This is a genomic window from Dysgonomonas sp. Marseille-Q5470 (assembly GCF_951230145.1).
Classification (GTDB): Bacteria; Bacteroidota; Bacteroidia; order Bacteroidales; family Dysgonomonadaceae; genus Dysgonomonas.
The window spans coordinates 380,021-397,729 of sequence record NZ_CATNVE010000002.1 but is presented as its reverse complement, the minus strand read 5'-3'; the positions used below and the strand labels follow the sequence as shown (position 1 = coordinate 397,729).

General features: G+C 38.2%; 17 protein-coding genes and 1 tRNA gene. 6 read left to right on the top strand and 12 right to left on the bottom strand.

The window, feature by feature from the left end:
• Positions 1-8: 8 nt before the first annotated feature.
• From uxuA to QOX35_RS04975, 6 genes are all read right to left on the bottom strand, one after another.
• Entirely contained in the window at positions 9-1,181 is a 1,173-nt protein-coding gene (gene uxuA / locus QOX35_RS05000) for a mannonate dehydratase (protein WP_283686023.1), read from the bottom strand.
• Positions 1,182-1,210: 29 nt separating this feature from the next.
• Positions 1,211-2,026 (bottom strand): SDR family oxidoreductase, encoded by an 816-nt coding sequence (locus tag QOX35_RS04995; protein ID WP_283686022.1) that lies wholly within the window; start codon positions 2,024-2,026, stop codon positions 1,211-1,213.
• Complete coding sequence (locus QOX35_RS04990) at positions 2,023-3,087, bottom strand: LacI family DNA-binding transcriptional regulator (RefSeq protein ID WP_283686021.1); 1,065 nt, start codon at positions 3,085-3,087, stop codon at positions 2,023-2,025. Before QOX35_RS04990 ends, QOX35_RS04995 begins: the two co-directional genes overlap by 4 nt.
• 180 nt (positions 3,088-3,267) lie before the next feature.
• Complete coding sequence (cbiB, locus tag QOX35_RS04985) at positions 3,268-4,212, bottom strand: adenosylcobinamide-phosphate synthase CbiB (protein ID WP_283686020.1); 945 nt, start codon at positions 4,210-4,212, stop codon at positions 3,268-3,270.
• Positions 4,203-5,207 carry a threonine-phosphate decarboxylase gene (locus tag QOX35_RS04980; protein ID WP_283686019.1) on the bottom strand — a complete coding sequence of 335 codons (1,005 nt, stop codon included), beginning with the start codon at positions 5,205-5,207 and terminating at the stop codon, positions 4,203-4,205. Before QOX35_RS04980 ends, cbiB begins: the two co-directional genes overlap by 10 nt.
• Entirely contained in the window at positions 5,204-6,718 is a 1,515-nt protein-coding gene (locus QOX35_RS04975) for a cobyric acid synthase (RefSeq protein WP_283686018.1), read from the bottom strand. The genes QOX35_RS04980 and QOX35_RS04975 overlap by 4 nt, the downstream gene beginning before the upstream one ends.
• A 185-nt stretch (positions 6,719-6,903) precedes the next feature.
• Here QOX35_RS04975 and QOX35_RS04970 point away from each other — a divergent pair, with 185 nt between their 5' ends.
• The 5 genes from QOX35_RS04970 to sucD all read left to right on the top strand — a co-directional run bounded on the left by QOX35_RS04970 (position 6,904) and on the right by sucD (position 12,293).
• Complete coding sequence (locus QOX35_RS04970; protein ID WP_283686017.1) at positions 6,904-7,566, top strand: B3/B4 domain-containing protein; 663 nt, start codon at positions 6,904-6,906, stop codon at positions 7,564-7,566.
• Positions 7,567-7,577: 11 nt separating this feature from the next.
• Positions 7,578-9,038, top strand: coding sequence for an NAD(P)H-hydrate dehydratase (locus QOX35_RS04965; RefSeq protein WP_283686016.1), 1,461 nt, complete (start codon positions 7,578-7,580; stop codon positions 9,036-9,038).
• 426 nt (positions 9,039-9,464) lie between these two features.
• Complete coding sequence (locus tag QOX35_RS04960; RefSeq protein WP_135104981.1) at positions 9,465-9,971, top strand: RNA polymerase sigma factor; 507 nt, start codon at positions 9,465-9,467, stop codon at positions 9,969-9,971.
• A 266-nt stretch (positions 9,972-10,237) separates the two neighbouring features.
• Positions 10,238-11,374 (top strand): ADP-forming succinate--CoA ligase subunit beta, encoded by a 1,137-nt coding sequence (gene sucC / locus QOX35_RS04955; RefSeq protein WP_283686015.1) that lies wholly within the window; start codon positions 10,238-10,240, stop codon positions 11,372-11,374.
• Positions 11,375-11,420: 46 nt separating this feature from the next.
• Entirely contained in the window at positions 11,421-12,293 is an 873-nt protein-coding gene (sucD, locus tag QOX35_RS04950; protein WP_283686014.1) for a succinate--CoA ligase subunit alpha, read from the top strand.
• A 78-nt stretch (positions 12,294-12,371) separates the two neighbouring features.
• Here the strand turns inward: sucD and QOX35_RS04945 are convergent, their stop codons facing one another.
• The 3 genes from QOX35_RS04945 to QOX35_RS04935 form a co-directional block, all read right to left on the bottom strand.
• Positions 12,372-12,809 (bottom strand): Hsp20/alpha crystallin family protein, encoded by a 438-nt coding sequence (locus QOX35_RS04945; RefSeq protein WP_135104978.1) that lies wholly within the window; start codon positions 12,807-12,809, stop codon positions 12,372-12,374.
• A gap of 309 nt (positions 12,810-13,118) precedes the next feature.
• Entirely contained in the window at positions 13,119-13,370 is a 252-nt protein-coding gene (gene rpsT / locus QOX35_RS04940; protein WP_006843113.1) for a 30S ribosomal protein S20, read from the bottom strand.
• A 40-nt stretch (positions 13,371-13,410) separates the two neighbouring features.
• A tRNA-Glu gene (locus tag QOX35_RS04935) sits at positions 13,411-13,482 on the bottom strand.
• A gap of 247 nt (positions 13,483-13,729) precedes the next feature.
• Between QOX35_RS04935 and QOX35_RS04930 the strand changes: the two genes are divergently transcribed.
• Entirely contained in the window at positions 13,730-15,415 is a 1,686-nt protein-coding gene (locus QOX35_RS04930) for a M23 family metallopeptidase (RefSeq protein WP_283686013.1), read from the top strand.
• 10 nt (positions 15,416-15,425) lie between these two features.
• Here the strand turns inward: QOX35_RS04930 and QOX35_RS04925 are convergent, their stop codons facing one another.
• The 3 genes from QOX35_RS04925 to QOX35_RS04915 form a co-directional block, all read right to left on the bottom strand.
• Positions 15,426-16,451: a threonine aldolase family protein gene (locus QOX35_RS04925; RefSeq protein WP_283686012.1), complete on the bottom strand. Its 1,026-nt coding sequence runs from the start codon at positions 16,449-16,451 to the stop codon at positions 15,426-15,428.
• Between the two features lie 133 nt (positions 16,452-16,584).
• A complete protein-coding gene (locus QOX35_RS04920; RefSeq protein ID WP_283686011.1) occupies positions 16,585-16,995 on the bottom strand; it encodes a hypothetical protein in 411 nt (136 codons plus the stop codon).
• 51 nt (positions 16,996-17,046) lie between these two features.
• Positions 17,047-17,520, bottom strand: coding sequence for a hypothetical protein (locus QOX35_RS04915; RefSeq protein WP_283686010.1), 474 nt, complete (start codon positions 17,518-17,520; stop codon positions 17,047-17,049).
• Between the last annotated feature and the right edge of the window lie 189 nt (positions 17,521-17,709).

The following is a 17,709-nucleotide window of genomic DNA, read 5'->3' as shown; positions in this document are numbered from 1 at the left end:
TATAATAATTATTGATATAGCGTCTTAGCTATTCCCAATTCCAAGCCCCGAAGTTCAGCCAAACCTCTGAGGCGACCAATACAGGAATACCCTGGATTGGTTTTCTTGTTCAGATCGTCAATCATCTGATGCCCGTGATCGGGACGGAAAGGAATAGATATATTACGTTGCTGTTGTATTTCCAAGAATCCTTTCATAACGCCATACATGTCCACATCGCCTTCGAGATGATTTGCCTCATAAAAGTTACCCTCCGCATCACGCTGAGTAGAACGCAAATGCACGAAGTTGACTCTGTCGCCGAGTCGTTTGATCATGTTAGGCAAGTCGTTATCGGCTCGTACTCCGAATGAACCCGTGCAAAAGCATAGTCCGTTCGACTTGTTAGGTACAGCTTCAACCAATTTATTAAAGTCTGATTCCGTGCTCAGAATACGAGGTAATCCTAAAATCGGATAAGGCGGATCATCGGGATGGATAGCCAGCTTCACACCTGCCTCATCGGCAACGGGCGCAATCTCTTTTACAAAGTCTATAAGGTTTTTCCTTAGCGTTTCTGCATCTATATCTCTATAACGGTCGAGCTGCGCTTGAAACTCTTCAAGGGTAAAGCTTTCTTCTGCACCCGGTAGTCCGGCAATCATATTACGAACTAATAGGTTTTTATCCTCCTGCGTCATTTCTTCGAAGCGTTTTTTCGCTTTAGCAATATCTTCCGATGAGTATTCTTGCTCTGCACCGGGACGTTTGAGTATGAACAATTCGAATGCCATAAAAGCCGCACGCTCGAAGCGTAACGCCTTCGAACCGTCGGGCATTGTATAAGCCAAGTCGGTACGTGTCCAATCCAATACAGGCATAAAATTGTATGTCACAGTCGTAATGCCGCATTTGGCTAGATTACGAATACTTTCTTTATAGTTATCAATGTACTTTAGGTAGTCCCCTTCTCGCGTTTTTATATGTTCATGCACAGGGATGCTTTCCACGACAGACCACTTGAGGCCAGTACTTTCAATTATATCTTTGCGCTTTTGAATTTCTTCCACTGTCCATACTTCACCATTCTTGATATGATGCAGTGCAGTCACAATACCTGTTGCCCCTGCTTGCTTTATATCCGACAATGATACCGGGTCATTTGGTCCGTACCATCTCCATGTTTGTTCGCTAAGTATCATATATTATTTTTTTTTACATTCAGGATGTATCAAATAGTAAATGAATCGAATCCTCCGTCTACAACTAGAATAGAACCATTTACAAAACCCGACGCATCGCTTACCAAATAATGAATAGAGCCTAACAGTTCATCTGATTCTCCAAATCGACGAAATGGTGTATGTGCTATAATAGACTTTGCCCGGTCGGTATACGAACCATCAGTATTAAGCAATAGCGAACGGTTTTGCTCGGTAATGAAGAAGCCCGGAGCAATAGCATTCACCCGAAAATTATCTCCGAATTTGATAGACAGCTCTCCGGCCATATACTTTGTAAAATTGGCTACAGCAGCTTTTGCCACACCATAGCCCATTACACGGGTTAACGGGCGAAACGAAGACTCGGAAGCAATATTGATTATATTCCCTTTACCATTGTCTACCATCGCCTTTGCAAAAACCAAAGTAGGTAATACCGAACCAAAGAGATTGAGATCTATTACATCTCGAAATGCACTAACATCGATATCAAAGATTGTTTTATCAGGTGGAATAGTAGCACCAGGCATATTCCCTCCGGCTGCATTTATCAGCACATCGATTTTGCCATACTTGCGCACTATCGCTTCTCTATTTTCTTCAAGGTTGGCTTTGTTCAGGACATCCGAAACGAAAAAGGTCGCCTCATTGCCCGATAGTCTTATTTTCTCAGCAAGAGCTTCACCCTTTTCTTTAGAGCGCCCGAGAATAACAACTTTAGCACCCTGCTCTGCTAAGTATTCTGCCATCTGTGCGCCTAATATACCATAGCCTCCCGTAATGGCTACAACTTTATCTTGGATATTGAATATGTTTTTTTTCATAGTTTATAATTATTGTAATAGTCAACGTTTTCTTTTATGAGTATATCTATCGGCATATAGTTTACTTTTTCGGGAACTTGCTTGAATAAGAAATAGTTTCCCATTGCTTTCAGAGCATCATATCCTTGCAGCTCGGGACGCTGCGAAAGGATGAAAGATATACGCCCTTCCCTCAATCCTTTTATGTTTCGTTCTATGGCGTCATGTCCGACTAACCTAATCTTATTTTGCTGATTGGCATCAAGCTTTTCCAAGAGGGTGACCAGTTCATATATTCGTGAATTAAGAACGATCCCTCCAACTAAACCCTGACTATTATTGATAATATCTTTGACCTCAAGAAGAGTCTTTGTATAATCATCGGGATTGATTTCAATATGATGAATATTCCCCCTAAAGTTGTTATTCTCGAGATATTCCATAAATCCGTTTTCACGGGTTTTCATTTGTACAGATATCTCCTTATATCTGAAACGTATATGGGCTATTATGATATCAGCAGCCGTTCCTACCTCGTTCAATAAAAGTTTAGCAGCAATAACACCTGTACCGAATGAATCGCCACCAAAGTAAGATAGGTCTTTTTGTCCCGATATACCCGAATCTATATAAATGTATGGCATGCCTTTAGCGTCCATTTCTTTTGACAACTTGATAACATAGTCACCAAACAGAGTAGCAATTAACACGCCGTCAAACTCTTTCTCTTTAAATGAATTAACAGCATTGACGAAGGAAAAGCGATCATATTGATTGAAGAGAAAGTATTCTGTGCTTATATTGAATTTCTTCAATTCATCTGTAGCTTTATCGATGCCTTCACAAACCAGCTGCCAATAATCGCCGGAAGAATAAGTGGGCGCAAGAATAGCAAACTTGTAACTCTTCTTTGATGCCAGAAAACGGGCGACCATATTCGGCTCGTAGTTTATTTCTTTCAGAACCTTTTCTACTTTGGCTCTTTTCTCTTCTGATACTCTTCCCCTATTGTGCAGTACCCTGTCGACCGTACCGGTGGAAACACTAGCCATGCGGGCTATATCTATAATTCGTATATTCATATTTCGATAGAAACTGTATGTCTGTATACATATTACTTGATTGCAAAATTAATCTTTTAAGATTAGCAAACAATATGTGTGCGCACACATATTTAAAGAATAAAATATAAACAATTGATTACGACCGGATAAATAATATCGTTATGCTAAACAACATATTTTAGATGAAAGGTCAATTATTTAAAAGTACGACAGTAAAAACAGATCGACACATACCGCAAATACCATTAATATTTCCGTACGGATATTGACCCGAACAGCAATTTTAAGGTCTGTGTAAGTCAGTTCTTTATCATTATATCCGATATAAGGCTTTTCGAAAAGTTGTCCGAAATAAACATTCGATCCACCAAAGCGACAATTAAGAATACCTGCTAAAGCTGCCTCCGGATAGCCGGAGTTGGGACTTGCATGCTGAGAGCCAAACTTTCGGACAAAAGATAGTAATGAGATTTTTCCACTTACGACTATCATCAGTAAAGATGTCAAACGTGCAGGAATATAATTTGCAACATCATCTATCCGTGCAGCCCAACACCCAAATTGCTTATACCGATCGCTCTTATATCCAATCATAGAGTCTAGCGTATTGACCATCTTATAGGCAAACATCCCGGGTACACCCAGAAGTATAAACCAGAATAATGGAGCGATAACTCCGTCACTAAGATTTTCTGATAATGTTTCTAACGCAGCCGTTCGTATCTGCTGTGGCGATAAAGCAGAAGTATCACGTCCGACGATACGGGCAACCTGTTTTCGTCCTTCTTCAACCGAAGAGTCGACAGCCACAAAAACATTTCTGACCTCATCTATCAAAGTCTTACCTGCAAGACAAAAGAAAACCACGACAGAGGAAAAAAGTATAGATAAATATGGACTCAGGTAATCCAATCCTTTAATAATAAAGAAAATAACAAGGAAACTCAATAAAATCAGAATAATAGAAAATAAAGCTCCTTTCATCATTCGTTTATTTCCTTTGTTGAGTCGCTTTTCGCCCCATCCTATAATATTACCCATAGCCACCACTGGATGCGGTAACCAGCGGGGGTCGCCAAACAATTTGTCGGCAGTCCACCCTATCAGTAAAGGCAAAAGAGTATACAAGAGTTTTATATCCATTCTTTGATCGCTTTTACAAACGCATTGTTTTCTTCGGGCGACTGTGTTGCAACACGGAAATAATGTTCATCCAAGCCATAAAAATTAGAAGCATCACGGATTAGTATGCCATGTTTTTGAATCAAATATTCTTTTAGTTCCGAAGCTTTTCTATCAGTCAATCGACATAAGAAAAAATGTGTATCGGTATCATACACCTCTAGTGTTTCTATCTGTGATAATGCCTTATGGAAGCGTTTTGCTTCTGCAATATATTCTTCAATCTTTATTATATCAGCACCATTCTCCAATAGGAATTTACCCGCCTCTATCGCCAATCCGTTTACAGACCAAGGCATACAATATTTAGAAAGCAATGCCAATGTTTCTGAACAGGCTGTTATATATCCCAACCGAAGTCCGGGAATAGCATAACGCTTTGTCATAGAATGTAATAATATCACATTGTTGTATTGCATTGCTTCCGATACAGAAAATAGCGATTTGGTTGTAAAATATTCATAAGACTGATCTATAACAATATATTTCTCAGGATGAGATATGATATATTCTTTCAACGTCTCTTTATCTGTAACCGTTCCTGTAGGATTGTTAGGGTTACAAAGCCAAACGACATCTGATTGCTCCGGGACATCATCTATAGATTTTACCATACTGACAATATGGTCATTTACCAAACAGGCGTCTCCGTATTCGCTAAAGGTAGGGTGAATAACAGCAGAGTGTTTTCCTCTAAAAGCCTGAGCTATCATATAAATGGCTTCAGTAGCACCATTTGTTATGCAGATATTATTTGTAGCTACTTGGTTTTGATCTGCGATCAGTCTTGAAAGAGAGATTGCATCCGGCTCGGGATACGAGTGTATCGACGTTATACAAGAACACAAATAGTCATCCAATACAGACAAGTCTTGCCGGGTATATATATTAGAACTGAAATTACTTACGATCTTCTTCCCGTAGTTATATATATCGTCTCCGTGCCCATTGATCATGATAAACCGTTGTTATCTGTCATTATTTTATAAACCAAATCCATATCCACATGCTTACGAACATGGTCTGCCAACTTATTGTATTGTTCTTCTTTAAACGCCTTGAAATCGAAAGGCGTATCGGATAATTTATCGGCATAAGGAGATAAAAGATAATCTATAACTACCCCATTGTCCAAAATACCATGTATATATGTGCCAAAACATTTCTCACTTACAAAATATCCGTCTTCTCTGCCATCTTCGAGTTTATTTAAAGAAGCTTTTTTTGCATTCTCTACCGGAGTCGTTGCTCCCATATGGATTTCGTAACCTTCACATACAGATTGGGTATTCAAGAAAGAGAACTTCACCTGACGGGTTACTTTTTCGCCTTCCATCTGTGTTGTTATAGGCAGTAGACCTAGTCCGGGTAAGCGTTCTATATTACTTTCCACGTGATTGGGATCGCAAACCTCCTGCCCCATTATCTGATAGCCGCCACAGATACCGACTACTGTCGCTCCGTTTTTATGGGCTTTTACAATACTTTGGGCTACACCGTTGCGACGGATCTCGTATAAGTCGGAAAGAGTACTCTTACTGCCGGGTATGAGTACGATGTCTGCCTTTTCTATTTCATCTGTATTATTGGTATAATAAAGATGTACACGCGGGTCGCGCTCCAATACATTAAAGTCAGTAAAATTAGATAAGTGCCTTAACAATACGACTGCAACATTCACCTTCCCATGTGTGGCCTGAAGATTCTTTGTTTGCAGCATCACAGAGTCTTCCTCTTCTATATAAATATCCTTATAGTATGGCACAACACCGATTACCGGTATTTGGCAAAGGTCTTCTATCATTTTAACACCCGATTCGAACAAGCGGATATCTCCCCTGAACTTATTGATAAGGATGCCTTTTACATGCTTTCTTTCCTCTTCGGTGAGCAACATAATAGAACCATAGACAGAAGCGAAAACACCACCCCGATCTATATCCGCCACCAATATTACATCGGCTTTGGCATGTATAGCCATCGGCATATTTACCAAATCGACAGCCCGCAGGTTTATCTCCGAAATACTGCCTGCACCTTCCATCACCACAGGATTGTATCGCTGTGCCAAACGGTCGAATGCATCATTTACCTCTTTGCGGAGTTGCTCTCTGCCTTCTACTCTAAAGTATTCATAAGCGTGTTGATTACCTACCGGCTTTCCATTAAGCACAACTTGACAAACCTTGTCAGTAGTCGGCTTCAACAGCAAAGGATTCATATCCGTATGGCAAGGTACGCCGGCAGCTTCGGCCTGTACAGCTTGTGCACGCCCTATCTCCAGCCCTTCGGGTGTAGCATAGGAATTCAACGCCATATTTTGCGCTTTGAAAGGTGCAGGACGATAACCATCCTGTAGAAAGATACGGCAAAACGCCGCAGTGATTATACTTTTACCCACATCGCTGCCCGTCCCTGCAAACATGACAGGGTGAAGCTGCTTTGAGGCTTTTTGAGAATGAGACATGAAAAATGAACTATAATTTACGAGTGGTAAAGGTAGAACTTTTATCTGTGAAAAAGTGTATCTTTGAGTGTATCAATTTATCTATTATATATACGTGGAACGAAAAAGGTGACAGATCAGAAACATACAAACACCTGTTACTTTTGTTACTTTTGTCACCTTTTACTCTAAAATAACTTTGTATCATGATAAGAATAAACATATCGGAAGAGATCAAGAACCTTTGGCCCGACTTTCACGGAGCTGCTATTTTTGCGAAGGTAAAAAACACTCCATACAATAAGGAGTTGTGGGATGAGATCAACATATTATCGGAAGAATATAAGGCAAATCATGAGATAGAAGATATAAAAAAGAATCCGGCTATTGCAGCCACCCGAGAGGCATATAAGAAGTTCGGCAAAGACCCCAATCGCTATCGTCCGTCTGCGGAAGCCTTATGCCGTCGTATATTGCGCGATTTACCATTATACCAGATAGATACATTGGTTGACCTCATCAACCTTGTTTCGATAAAGACCGGCTACTCGATAGGTGGATTCGATGCAGATAAAATACAAGGAGACAGCTTAACATTGGGAATAGGCAAAGAAAACGAACCTTACGAAGGTATCGGAAAAGGGATATTAAATATAGAAGGGTTACCTGTATATCGTGACTCCCTAGGTGGCATAGGCACACCAACAAGCGACCACGAAAGAACAAAACTAAGCGTAGAAACAACTAATTTCTTGGCTTTGATAAACGGATATAGCGGAACAAATGGTTTGAAAGAGGCTGCTGAATATATGCAGGCCTTATTGAAGAAATATACAGACTCGGCAGAAGATAAGATAGTCTATTATTAAATAGAACGACCATGAAAATATTAACAGGCACTCAGATAAAAGAAACGGATAGATATACGATCGAACATGAACCGATAAGTTCTATCGACCTGATGGAAAGAGCCTCTAATGCTATTGCTGAATGGATATGCAACAATATAAGTAAAGCCTCTCCCCTCTTATTCCTCATAGGAAAAGGAAATAACGGCGGCGATGGACTAGCTGTTGCCCGTATCTTGTTTCATGCAGGTTATGACTGTTCGGTATATCTTCCGTTCGAGAAAGAGCAACTGACGAGTGAATGCGGAATTAATTTAGAACGGCTCCCTTCTTATATTGAAAGGGTTACAGATATAAATAGAATTTCCAATAAACATATCCTTATAGATTCACTTTTAGGAACAGGTGTAAAAGGTACTTTGAAAGACCCTTTATTATCTATTATCAAAAAAGTTAACTCATTATCCAATCAGGTTATTTCTATCGATCTTCCATCGGGTATGATGAGCGAATTCGGCAATACGGATCAGACGGTTATAAAAGCGGATATTACCCTTACCCTAGAGTTTCCCAAACTTGCTATGCTTTTGCCTGAAGCCGGAGAGTATTGCGGAGAAATAATTACCCTTCCAATTGAGCTTAGCAGAGAATATATTGAGCATACCCCATCGCTATACCACTATATTACAGAGGACTATATACAAGGCATAAGGCTCAAACGAGGAAAATTCGGCCACAAAGGTACTTATGGCCACGCATTGCTTATTTGCGGATCGAAAGGAATGGCTGGTGCAGCCACCTTAGCGACAGGTGCAGCCCTACGCTCGGGATGCGGATTAGTTACCACTCACATACCTTACAGTGAGAGCTTTGCAATACAGGCAAACTATCCGTCGGCAATGCTCAGCCTCGATGATGAAGATTACTTCTCTTCTGTACCCAAAGATTTATCTAAATATTCGGCAATAGGCATCGGCTGCGGACTTGGACAGGAACACCAGACAGGCGAGGCATTCAAAGAACTACTGGCCGCTTCATACAAACAACCCTTTGTCATAGATGCTGATGCACTGAATATATTAGCAAACAATTACCATATAAAGCAGCGAATCCCCGAAAACAGTATTCTCACGCCTCACCCGGGAGAGCTCAAGCGTTTGGTTGGAGAATGGCACGATGAGGAAGAAAAGATAAACCTTGTGAGACGCTATGCAGCCAACATAAAGTCGATAATTATCGTGAAAGGAGCACACACGATGATATGCCTACCCGATGGCAACTGCTATTTTAATTCTACAGGAAATAGCGGCATGGCCAAAGGAGGTAGTGGAGACGTGCTGACAGGATATATTACAGGATTATTAGCAAAGGGATATAGTAGTGCTCATGCTGCAATACTAGGAGTATACACACATGGACTTGCCGGAGACAAAGCTGCTGCGAGATGGGGTATCGAAAGTATGAATAGCAAAGATATTATCGACTTCCTTTAACGAAGGAAACGCAAAAAAAGAAGCCCGCAAAATCACATCGCAGACTTCCTGTACCTTAACACAAACTTTACAAACTACACATTCTTATAACGACGTGCAGAATGAAAAAGTTCATGATTTCTAATTAATTAACAATATATTTATCTATTATTCTTGAAAAATATAAGAAATATTATACACTTATCACAAGTAAATCTTCACTAACTAAATAGAATAAATCTATAGATAATAGATAAGCTCTTTGCAACGAATAACAAACTCGAAAACAACGATATATAGACGACCTAAAATAATATAAAATAAATAAGCCTAACAATATTAGTTGCAAGTGCAATTGTTTCAATAATATTCATATCTTTGTTATACCAACCACAAAGTTGTTACTTACGCACTATAATAGCTCCTCATAATTAAAAGAATAAAATTATGGAAGCTAAAAAACAAGCATTGGAAAAGAGCTTGATAAGTCTACAAAGCAACATGCTAAGCTTTGCTTTTAGATTAACATCGGATAAAGAAGATGCAAAGGACCTTACTCAGGAAGCAACCCTTAAAGTATTGAGCAGCTTTGATAAATATTACGATAATATCAACTTTAAAGGATGGGTCTTCACGATTATGCACAACATCTTTGTGAACAATTATCGCCAAGCCCTTCGCAACCAGACTATCGTTGATCAAACTGAAAATTTATATTGGATAAATCTCGCTCAGAATTCAGCATCGGATTCTCCTGAAGATGCTTATTCATATATAGAAATATATAAGGTATTGAATACATTTAATGAAGAACATCGGGTCCCTTTTACAATGCATCTATCGGGCTATAAATATGAAGAAATAGCCAAAAAGATGAATCTACCATTAGGCACAATAAAGAGTCGTATCTTTTTTGCCAGAAAAAGGCTGCAAGAGTTACTCAAAGACTATTAATAAAACTATCAGATCACATCCTGAGTCAGCATCAATATAAGATAAGGACATATTTTGGAAGACAGAATATGTCCTTATCTTATTATAACAATTGTTCTTCAATAAAAGCCTATATTCGGTTCTTAATGCTAGAAAAACAAATACTTATAAATATTTTCTATAGTTCATACCTCTATAAAAAGTAGAAAACATATATCATTTATCAAAACTTCCTGCTAATTTTAGATTTTGTAGTTTGTAGTAGTGAACACTAAAAAATTATACCAATGAAGATACACGAATACCAAGCTAAAGATTTATTCTCATCCTACGGTATCCCTGTTAAAGAACAAATACTATGCTATGAGCCTGGAGAGGCAGCAGTTGCATACGAAGAGTTGGACAAGGAATGCGTAGTAATAAAAGCACAAGTATTAACCGGAGGTCGGGGCAAAGCCGGAGGAGTAAAACTCGCAAAAAGCAAAGAAGAAGCCAAAGATCACGCAAAGAATATTCTTGGACTAACCATTAAAGGTTATCCCGTCACAAAAGTCATCGTAACTGAGGCAGTAGATATAGCGTCGGAATATTATATGAGTTTTATAATAGACCGGAATACAAAATCCGTTATACTAATGATGTGTGCCGAAGGTGGAGTAGACATTGAAGAAGTAGCAGAGAAGACGCCTGAGAAAATTTATAAATTTGCGATAGACCCGTTGGTTGGGCTGCCCGACTATCTTGCCCGCAAATTTGCCTTTGTCTTATTTCAAGACCTAAATCAAGTAAATCAAATGGCTTCTATATTACAGAAGCTATATAGATTATTCATAGATAAAGATGCATCATTAGCTGAAATTAATCCGCTGGTTACCACCAAAGATGGAAAACTACTGGCTGTGGATGCAAAAATGACATTCGACGATAACGCCTTATACCGTCAGCCGGAAATACTAAGCCTTTTTGAACCTACGGAAGACGAGAAAGTAGAAACTGCAGCCAAAGAGAAAGGATTCAGCTTTGTAAGACTCGATGGAGAGATCGGTTGCATGGTAAACGGAGCCGGACTGGCGATGGCTACAATGGATATGATAAAACTATATGGCGGTGCACCTGTAAACTTTCTTGATATTGGGGGAAGCTCCAACCCCAACAAGGTAATAGATGCTATGACTCTGTTATTGAAAGATCCAAAAGTAAAAGTTGTGTTGATTAATATATTTGGTGGTATAACTCGCTGTGACGATGTTGCGTCGGGTTTACTTTCTGCCTTTGAGCAACTAAAAACAGATATTCCTGTGATTGTACGCCTTACAGGCACAAATGAAAAAGAGGGAAGAGACATGTTGATCGGAACTCGATTTAAGGTTGCAGAAACAATGGGCGAAGCCACCCGAATGGCAGTGGCAGCCTCCAAAGAATAAGCTGATTGCTGATATTAAGTAATGATCAAAGCTAAAAAAGAAAACTATGAGTATACTTATAAATGAATCAACACGATTGATCGTACAAGGAATTACCGGGAGAGACGGTAGTTTCCATACAAAAAAGATGTTAGAATACGGAACTAAAGTTGTAGGCGGAACTACTCCGGGAAAAGGCGGAACCGATATCCTTGGCGTTCCTGTATTCAATACTGTCGCCGATGCTGTAAAATCAACACAAGCAAATACATCTATTATATTCGTTCCGGCACGCTTCGCCGCTGATGCTATTATGGAGGCGGCTGATGCAGGCATCGCACTAATTATCTGCATATCGGAAGGTGTTCCCACATTAGATGTAGTCAAAGCACACCGTTTTGTACAAATGAAAGGAGCTATGCTTATTGGTCCTAATTGTCCCGGGCTAATGTCTCCTGAAAAAAGCTTGGTGGGAATATTACCCGGACAAATATTTAAGAAAGGAAATATCGGTGTTATCAGCCGTAGTGGAACCCTAACCTATGAAGTTGTATATCATTTAACTGCAAATGGTATGGGACAATCTTCAGCAATAGGAATGGGAGGAGACCCTGTTGTAGGATTATACTTCCGAGAGTTACTGGAGATGCTTCAAAACGATCCGGATACAGATGCCATTGTTATGATTGGAGAGATTGGCGGGAACGCAGAAGAACAAGCCGCAGAGTATATAAAGAAGCATGTAACAAAACCCGTAGTTGGCTTTATTGCCGGGCAATCGGCTCCTCCGGGAAAACAAATGGGACATGCGGGAGCTATTATATCGAGTGGATCGGGCACTGCTGCCGAGAAAATTGCAGCATTAGAGGCTGCGGGTGTCCAAGTAGCTAAAGAACCTTCAGAAATACCGAATATATTAAAAGAAAAGTTGAAGAAGTAAAGAAAATAAGAAGATAAAACAAAAAGAGGTTGCCAAGTTTGGCAACCTCTTTCATTAAAACCCTTCGATAAAACGAAGTTATCTAATTTCGATCTTTTTCACCTTATCTTCTAGTGCCTTATTCAACTTCGGTAAAGTGATTTGCAAAACTCCGTCTTTTTGTGAAGCTTCAATACTTTCTGCATCAACGTTCTCAGGTATTGCAAAACTACGTGAGAATGAAGAGGCTCTGAACTCTTGACGTAAAACTTTTTCGTTTTCATCCTTTTCTTCGCTCTGTGTTTCACTCTGCGCCGAAATTTTAAGAACTCCCTTTTCTATCTCTATCCTTACATCCTCTTTTTTAAATCCAGGTATAGACAATTCAATATTGAATGATTTGTCATTTTCAGTAATATTTGTTGCCGGAAGATTTCCTTCAACAAAGCTGAATAAATCATCATTCAAATAATTGCTAAAGAATGTAGGGAAAAAGCTGCCACTTCTGTCAAACTTTCTAATTAATTGATTTTTCATTGCTGTATCCTCCTTTATTAAATTAATTTTTATCTGTTATTACAGAATCTAATTTCATCTATAAATATAAATGCAAAAAGTAGGCCATACTGCAATTATGTCACAAAAACAAATATAAAAACCGAACAAAAACAAAGTAAATATTTAATAATCAAAATATAGTATCAAAACAAAGAAAAGGAATAAACAAGACATTATGTCACAAATAAGAAAAACTTCTATATCCAACGTATAGAAGTTTTTATAAATTAATAAAGGCTAAACTTATTAAAAGCCTAGCCTCTATCTATAATAGAATATTAGTATTATTTACAGAGAATGAACGTGAGCAGCTAATTTTGACTTCAAGTTTCCTGCTTTATTCTTGTGAATCACATTTTTCTTAGCCAGTCTGTCAAGCATAGAGCAAACTGAAGGATATTGCTTTTGAGCCTCTTCTTTATCAGTCAGTAAACGGAATTTACGAACTGCATTACGAGTTGTTCTAGCTACATATCTGTTTCTCAAGCGTCTTGTTTCTGCTTGTCTGATTCTTTTTTCTGCTGATTTATGATTTGCCATATCGACTAATCCTTATATTGTTATTTTATTTCTTATTAAGTAGCCCATAGGGGAGTCGAACCCCTCTTTCAAGAATGAAAATCTTGCGTCCTAACCGATAGACGAATGGGCCATCCTGTGGAGCTTCTCTGTTTTGCAGTATCATTCTCCCTTGATTGCGGATGCAAAGGTAAGGCATTTTTGGTTATGTGCAAATATTTGCGGCTATTTTTTTCTAAAATATTTCACACAAAACGATAGACTCCTGATAGTCAATAATATTATTTGATCAAGAAATAGTGAAGAATATCCATTAACAAACAAAAACTTGTGAAGGTTTCTATATTCTCCTATTTTTGTAATGAATTTATACAAAACACATGAAGAAAATTTTAATATTTTTATCCCTTATATATGCATTTAGCTCTGTAGCGCAAAACACCTACAGGTCTCCACTTGATATACCGCTAATCCTCAGTGCTAACTTCGGAGAACTCAGACCGAACCATTTTCATTCCGGCATTGATCTAAAAACCGAAAGAGTCGTAAACAAACCTGTGTATGCTATGGAGGACGGGTATGTATCGCGTATTTCTGTTTCGGCATCGGGCTATGGACTTGCACTCTATATAGACTACCCTTCCACCGGACAAACAAGCGTATACGGACACCTCAATAAGTTTGCACCTAAAATATCAAAATACATAAAAGACAAACAATATGAGCGTGAAAGCTTCCATATAGACATTACATTAGGAAAAGAAGAGATACCGGTAAAAAAAGGTGAGCTTGTTGCCTATAGCGGAAATACAGGATCGTCAGGAGGACCACACGTACACTTTGAAATAAGAAACACTACAAATCAAATAGCTATCGAGCCTTTGGAGTATTACAAAGATGCTATAACAGACACACAAGCGCCTAAAATAAAAGGAATAGCTATATATCCTATAAATGAAAAAGGTGCAGTAGATTTTAGCCGTCATCCTTACCACAGAAATATTTCCATGCTAAAGAATGGAGCTTACACCACATTAAAAGACACAGCAGAAGTATGGGGGAAAATTGGATTTGGAGTTTATGCGAATGACAGAATGGATGGTACTTCAAATATATATGGCGTAAAAAAAGTCAGACTTTTTTGTGACGACAAAGAAATATTTTCTTCTAATTTATCTCATGTCGATTTTAAGCAAACCCGGATGATTAATAGTATGACAGACTTCGATTATTGGAGCCGAAGGAGAATTTTCTATCAAAAATCTTACATTGAACCGGGCAATAAACTTCCTTTTTACAAATCAGTAAACAATGGGCATATTGATATAAAAGAAGAGCGAGTATACAATCTCCGTTACGAACTTGAAGATATGTATGGGAATCAAACAAACTATTCATTCAGCGTAAAAGGGAGGGAGCAAACAATCCCTCAGAAGAGAACTTGCTCGCAACGAATGGCATGGAACGAGGAAAATAACTACTCAACAGAATCATTCAGCATCAGCATTCCTAAAGAATACCTGTATGATGACCTGTGTTTTATGCTAAAAAAAATTCCTTCAGCGAAACATCTTGCTGACTTATACAAAGTCAATGACACACATGTTCCTTTGCAAGATTATTGCAACATTACAATAAAATTAAAGAAAGACACCCTATCCAATAAATCTCAATATGGCATTGTACGCCTCAAGGGGAATAATGAAGTCTGGATAGGAGGAACATATAAAGAAGGAAAAATCACTGGACGAATAAGAGAACTTGGAAACACATACACCATTGATGCCGACACCAAAGCCCCTACAATCACACCCATTCAACCCGAAAGATGGGTAAGACATGCTACAATAAGAATCAAATTATCGGACAACCTCAGCGGTATAGCTTCATACAAAGGCACAATCAACGGCGCATTCGTATTGTTCGAAAACGATGTAAAATCTCCGATCTATTCTTATAAGTTCGATTCTTCGAGACTGAAAAAGGGACAAATGCAAAAATTAGTATTCACAGCAACGGATAAGTGCGGAAACACTTCAACGTACCAGTATGAATTTAAGTATTAGAAATTGTTGTTTATAACTTCTTCAGATCTTCGATAAACTCATCTACAATAGACTCAGGAGTAGCCCAGGAAGTAATAAATCTCATTGCAGAATGATTATCATCAACAACACTCCATATAAGAAAGGAATAATCTTTTTGCAGACGACTTATCACTTCATTCGTTAATATTGGGAATATTTGATTGGTATCAGAGTCTATGAGCATAGTATAACCTAAAGCCTTGAATGCAGCTGCCATTTTCGCTGCCATCTTATTTGCGTGGGCTGCTAAATCAAAGATCAGGTTACCTTGGAGTAGTTGATCAAATTGCACTCCCATCACCCTACCCTTTGCAGTAAGAGCACCTCGCTGCTTAAGGTGATATTTGAAATCTTTGTCCAACTCAGGGTTTGTTATAACAACTGCCTCTCCTAACAGAGCTCCACATTTTGTACCACCAATATAAAATACATCAGTGAAAGCTGCAATATCAGCTAAAGTCATATCATTAGATTCAGCAGCCAAAGCCATAGGCAAACGAGCGCCATCCATAAACAAAATCAAATCATTTTCTTTGCAGAAAGAATAAAGGTCAGATAACTCTTGCTTTGTATATATAGTGCCCAATTCGGTAGAATTAGAGATATAAACAACTCTTGTACGAACAACATGATGTCCGCGAAGCTTATTCAAGAACGGTTTGATATCCTGTGGACGCAACTTTCCATCGACAGTTGGAGCAGCTTCTACTTTATGCCCGGTTGCCTCTATTGCTCCAGTTTCATTTACATAAATATGTCCGGTTGTAGGAGCCACAACAGACTCAAAAGGGCGCAGAATAGAAGATAAAACGACTAAATTTGCCAAAGTTCCGCCAGCTATCAAATGTACTCCGACATTCGGTTTGTGTGTTAATTCTGCAATCATCTTAGTTGCACGCTGCGTATATTCATCATCTCCATACCCGGATTGTTGTACGAGATTGCTTTCTACAAGAGCATTTAACACAGAAGGGTGGCATCCTTCAGAGTAATCATTCGCGAAACTATACTTCATTTTATTTCTTTATTATTTTTCGAGTGTAAATTTAAGTATAAAGAGAGAATATTGATTAGAATATATAGAAGGAAATATAAAGTCCTTACAAATAAAAAAAACATCCTAAATTAGGATGTTTTATAAATTATACTCAGACTCTTATATCTCGAACAGAAATTTCCCTGACATTAATCTTAGGGATAGGAATATTCAAATCCAGATCACGAACTACCTTCTGTTCTTTCACCGCCCGAACATCTGTATCCTCTACTCCAAGATCAGCGATCGCATTTTGAACAAAACTATCTATTTTATGGAAAGGAAGTGGCAGAAGCTCATGCTTATATAGCTTCTCTATCTCTATGACTCTTGTTTCCTTGTTCTTTATCCAAACAAGAACCTTTTTTATCTTTGTAAATAAGCTTTTAACAGTGAGATCTGTAATTAATATTTCGTAGCAACCAATGCATTTTGATATATGACTCCCACTATCGTTGACAGTATATCCGGCTTCAGTTATCTCCCTGATATACTTTTTTATATATGGTGAATATCTTTTCATGAGTTATTATAAAATGTGGGTTAATAGTTAAATTTTAAGGAATCGGACTTTCTATACAATCATCAGGGTAGATTTATTTGCTATCCCTACTGCATAATCTTCAAAAACAGGTGAAATTTCATTCTGTTTTCCGTTTTCGAAACACCCCCTGACTTTCTCATACGCTAAGAATGACATTTCAAATTCGGGTTGACCTGTAACTAATATAGGTTGATCTAAACGATTATACCAATAGTATTGTCCTCCAAATTTTTTTCTTGCCACTTCAAATACGTAGGCTCCAATTTTTATTATCATCTTCCTTTTAGTCTCTGAGTCAGCCTTTTTATAAAACACAATGCTATCCTTTATTATAAGGTCAACTTCACGCAAACTTTCGATAGTAAAATCAAGCTTAGCATCATCCTTAAACTGTTTGACTAATAGGTTTGCATTTGCAGACATGTCATCAGTAAATTGCTGTCGATCATTATCCGTTATTTGTGCTATTTCTTTCTTTTTTCGCAGAAAATCAAATAATCCCATTTCTTCGGTGTTTATGTTCTACCTCTACAAAATAAAATATAAACAAACGCATACCCTAAAAACAACTATAGAAGTCATAATGTTTAAAAGATACAACTTTTGAAAAATATTTTATAAAATAACAGTTCAGTAAAAAACAGAGAAATATTCTCTTATTCTTACACTAACGTCCGGCAACACATAATTATA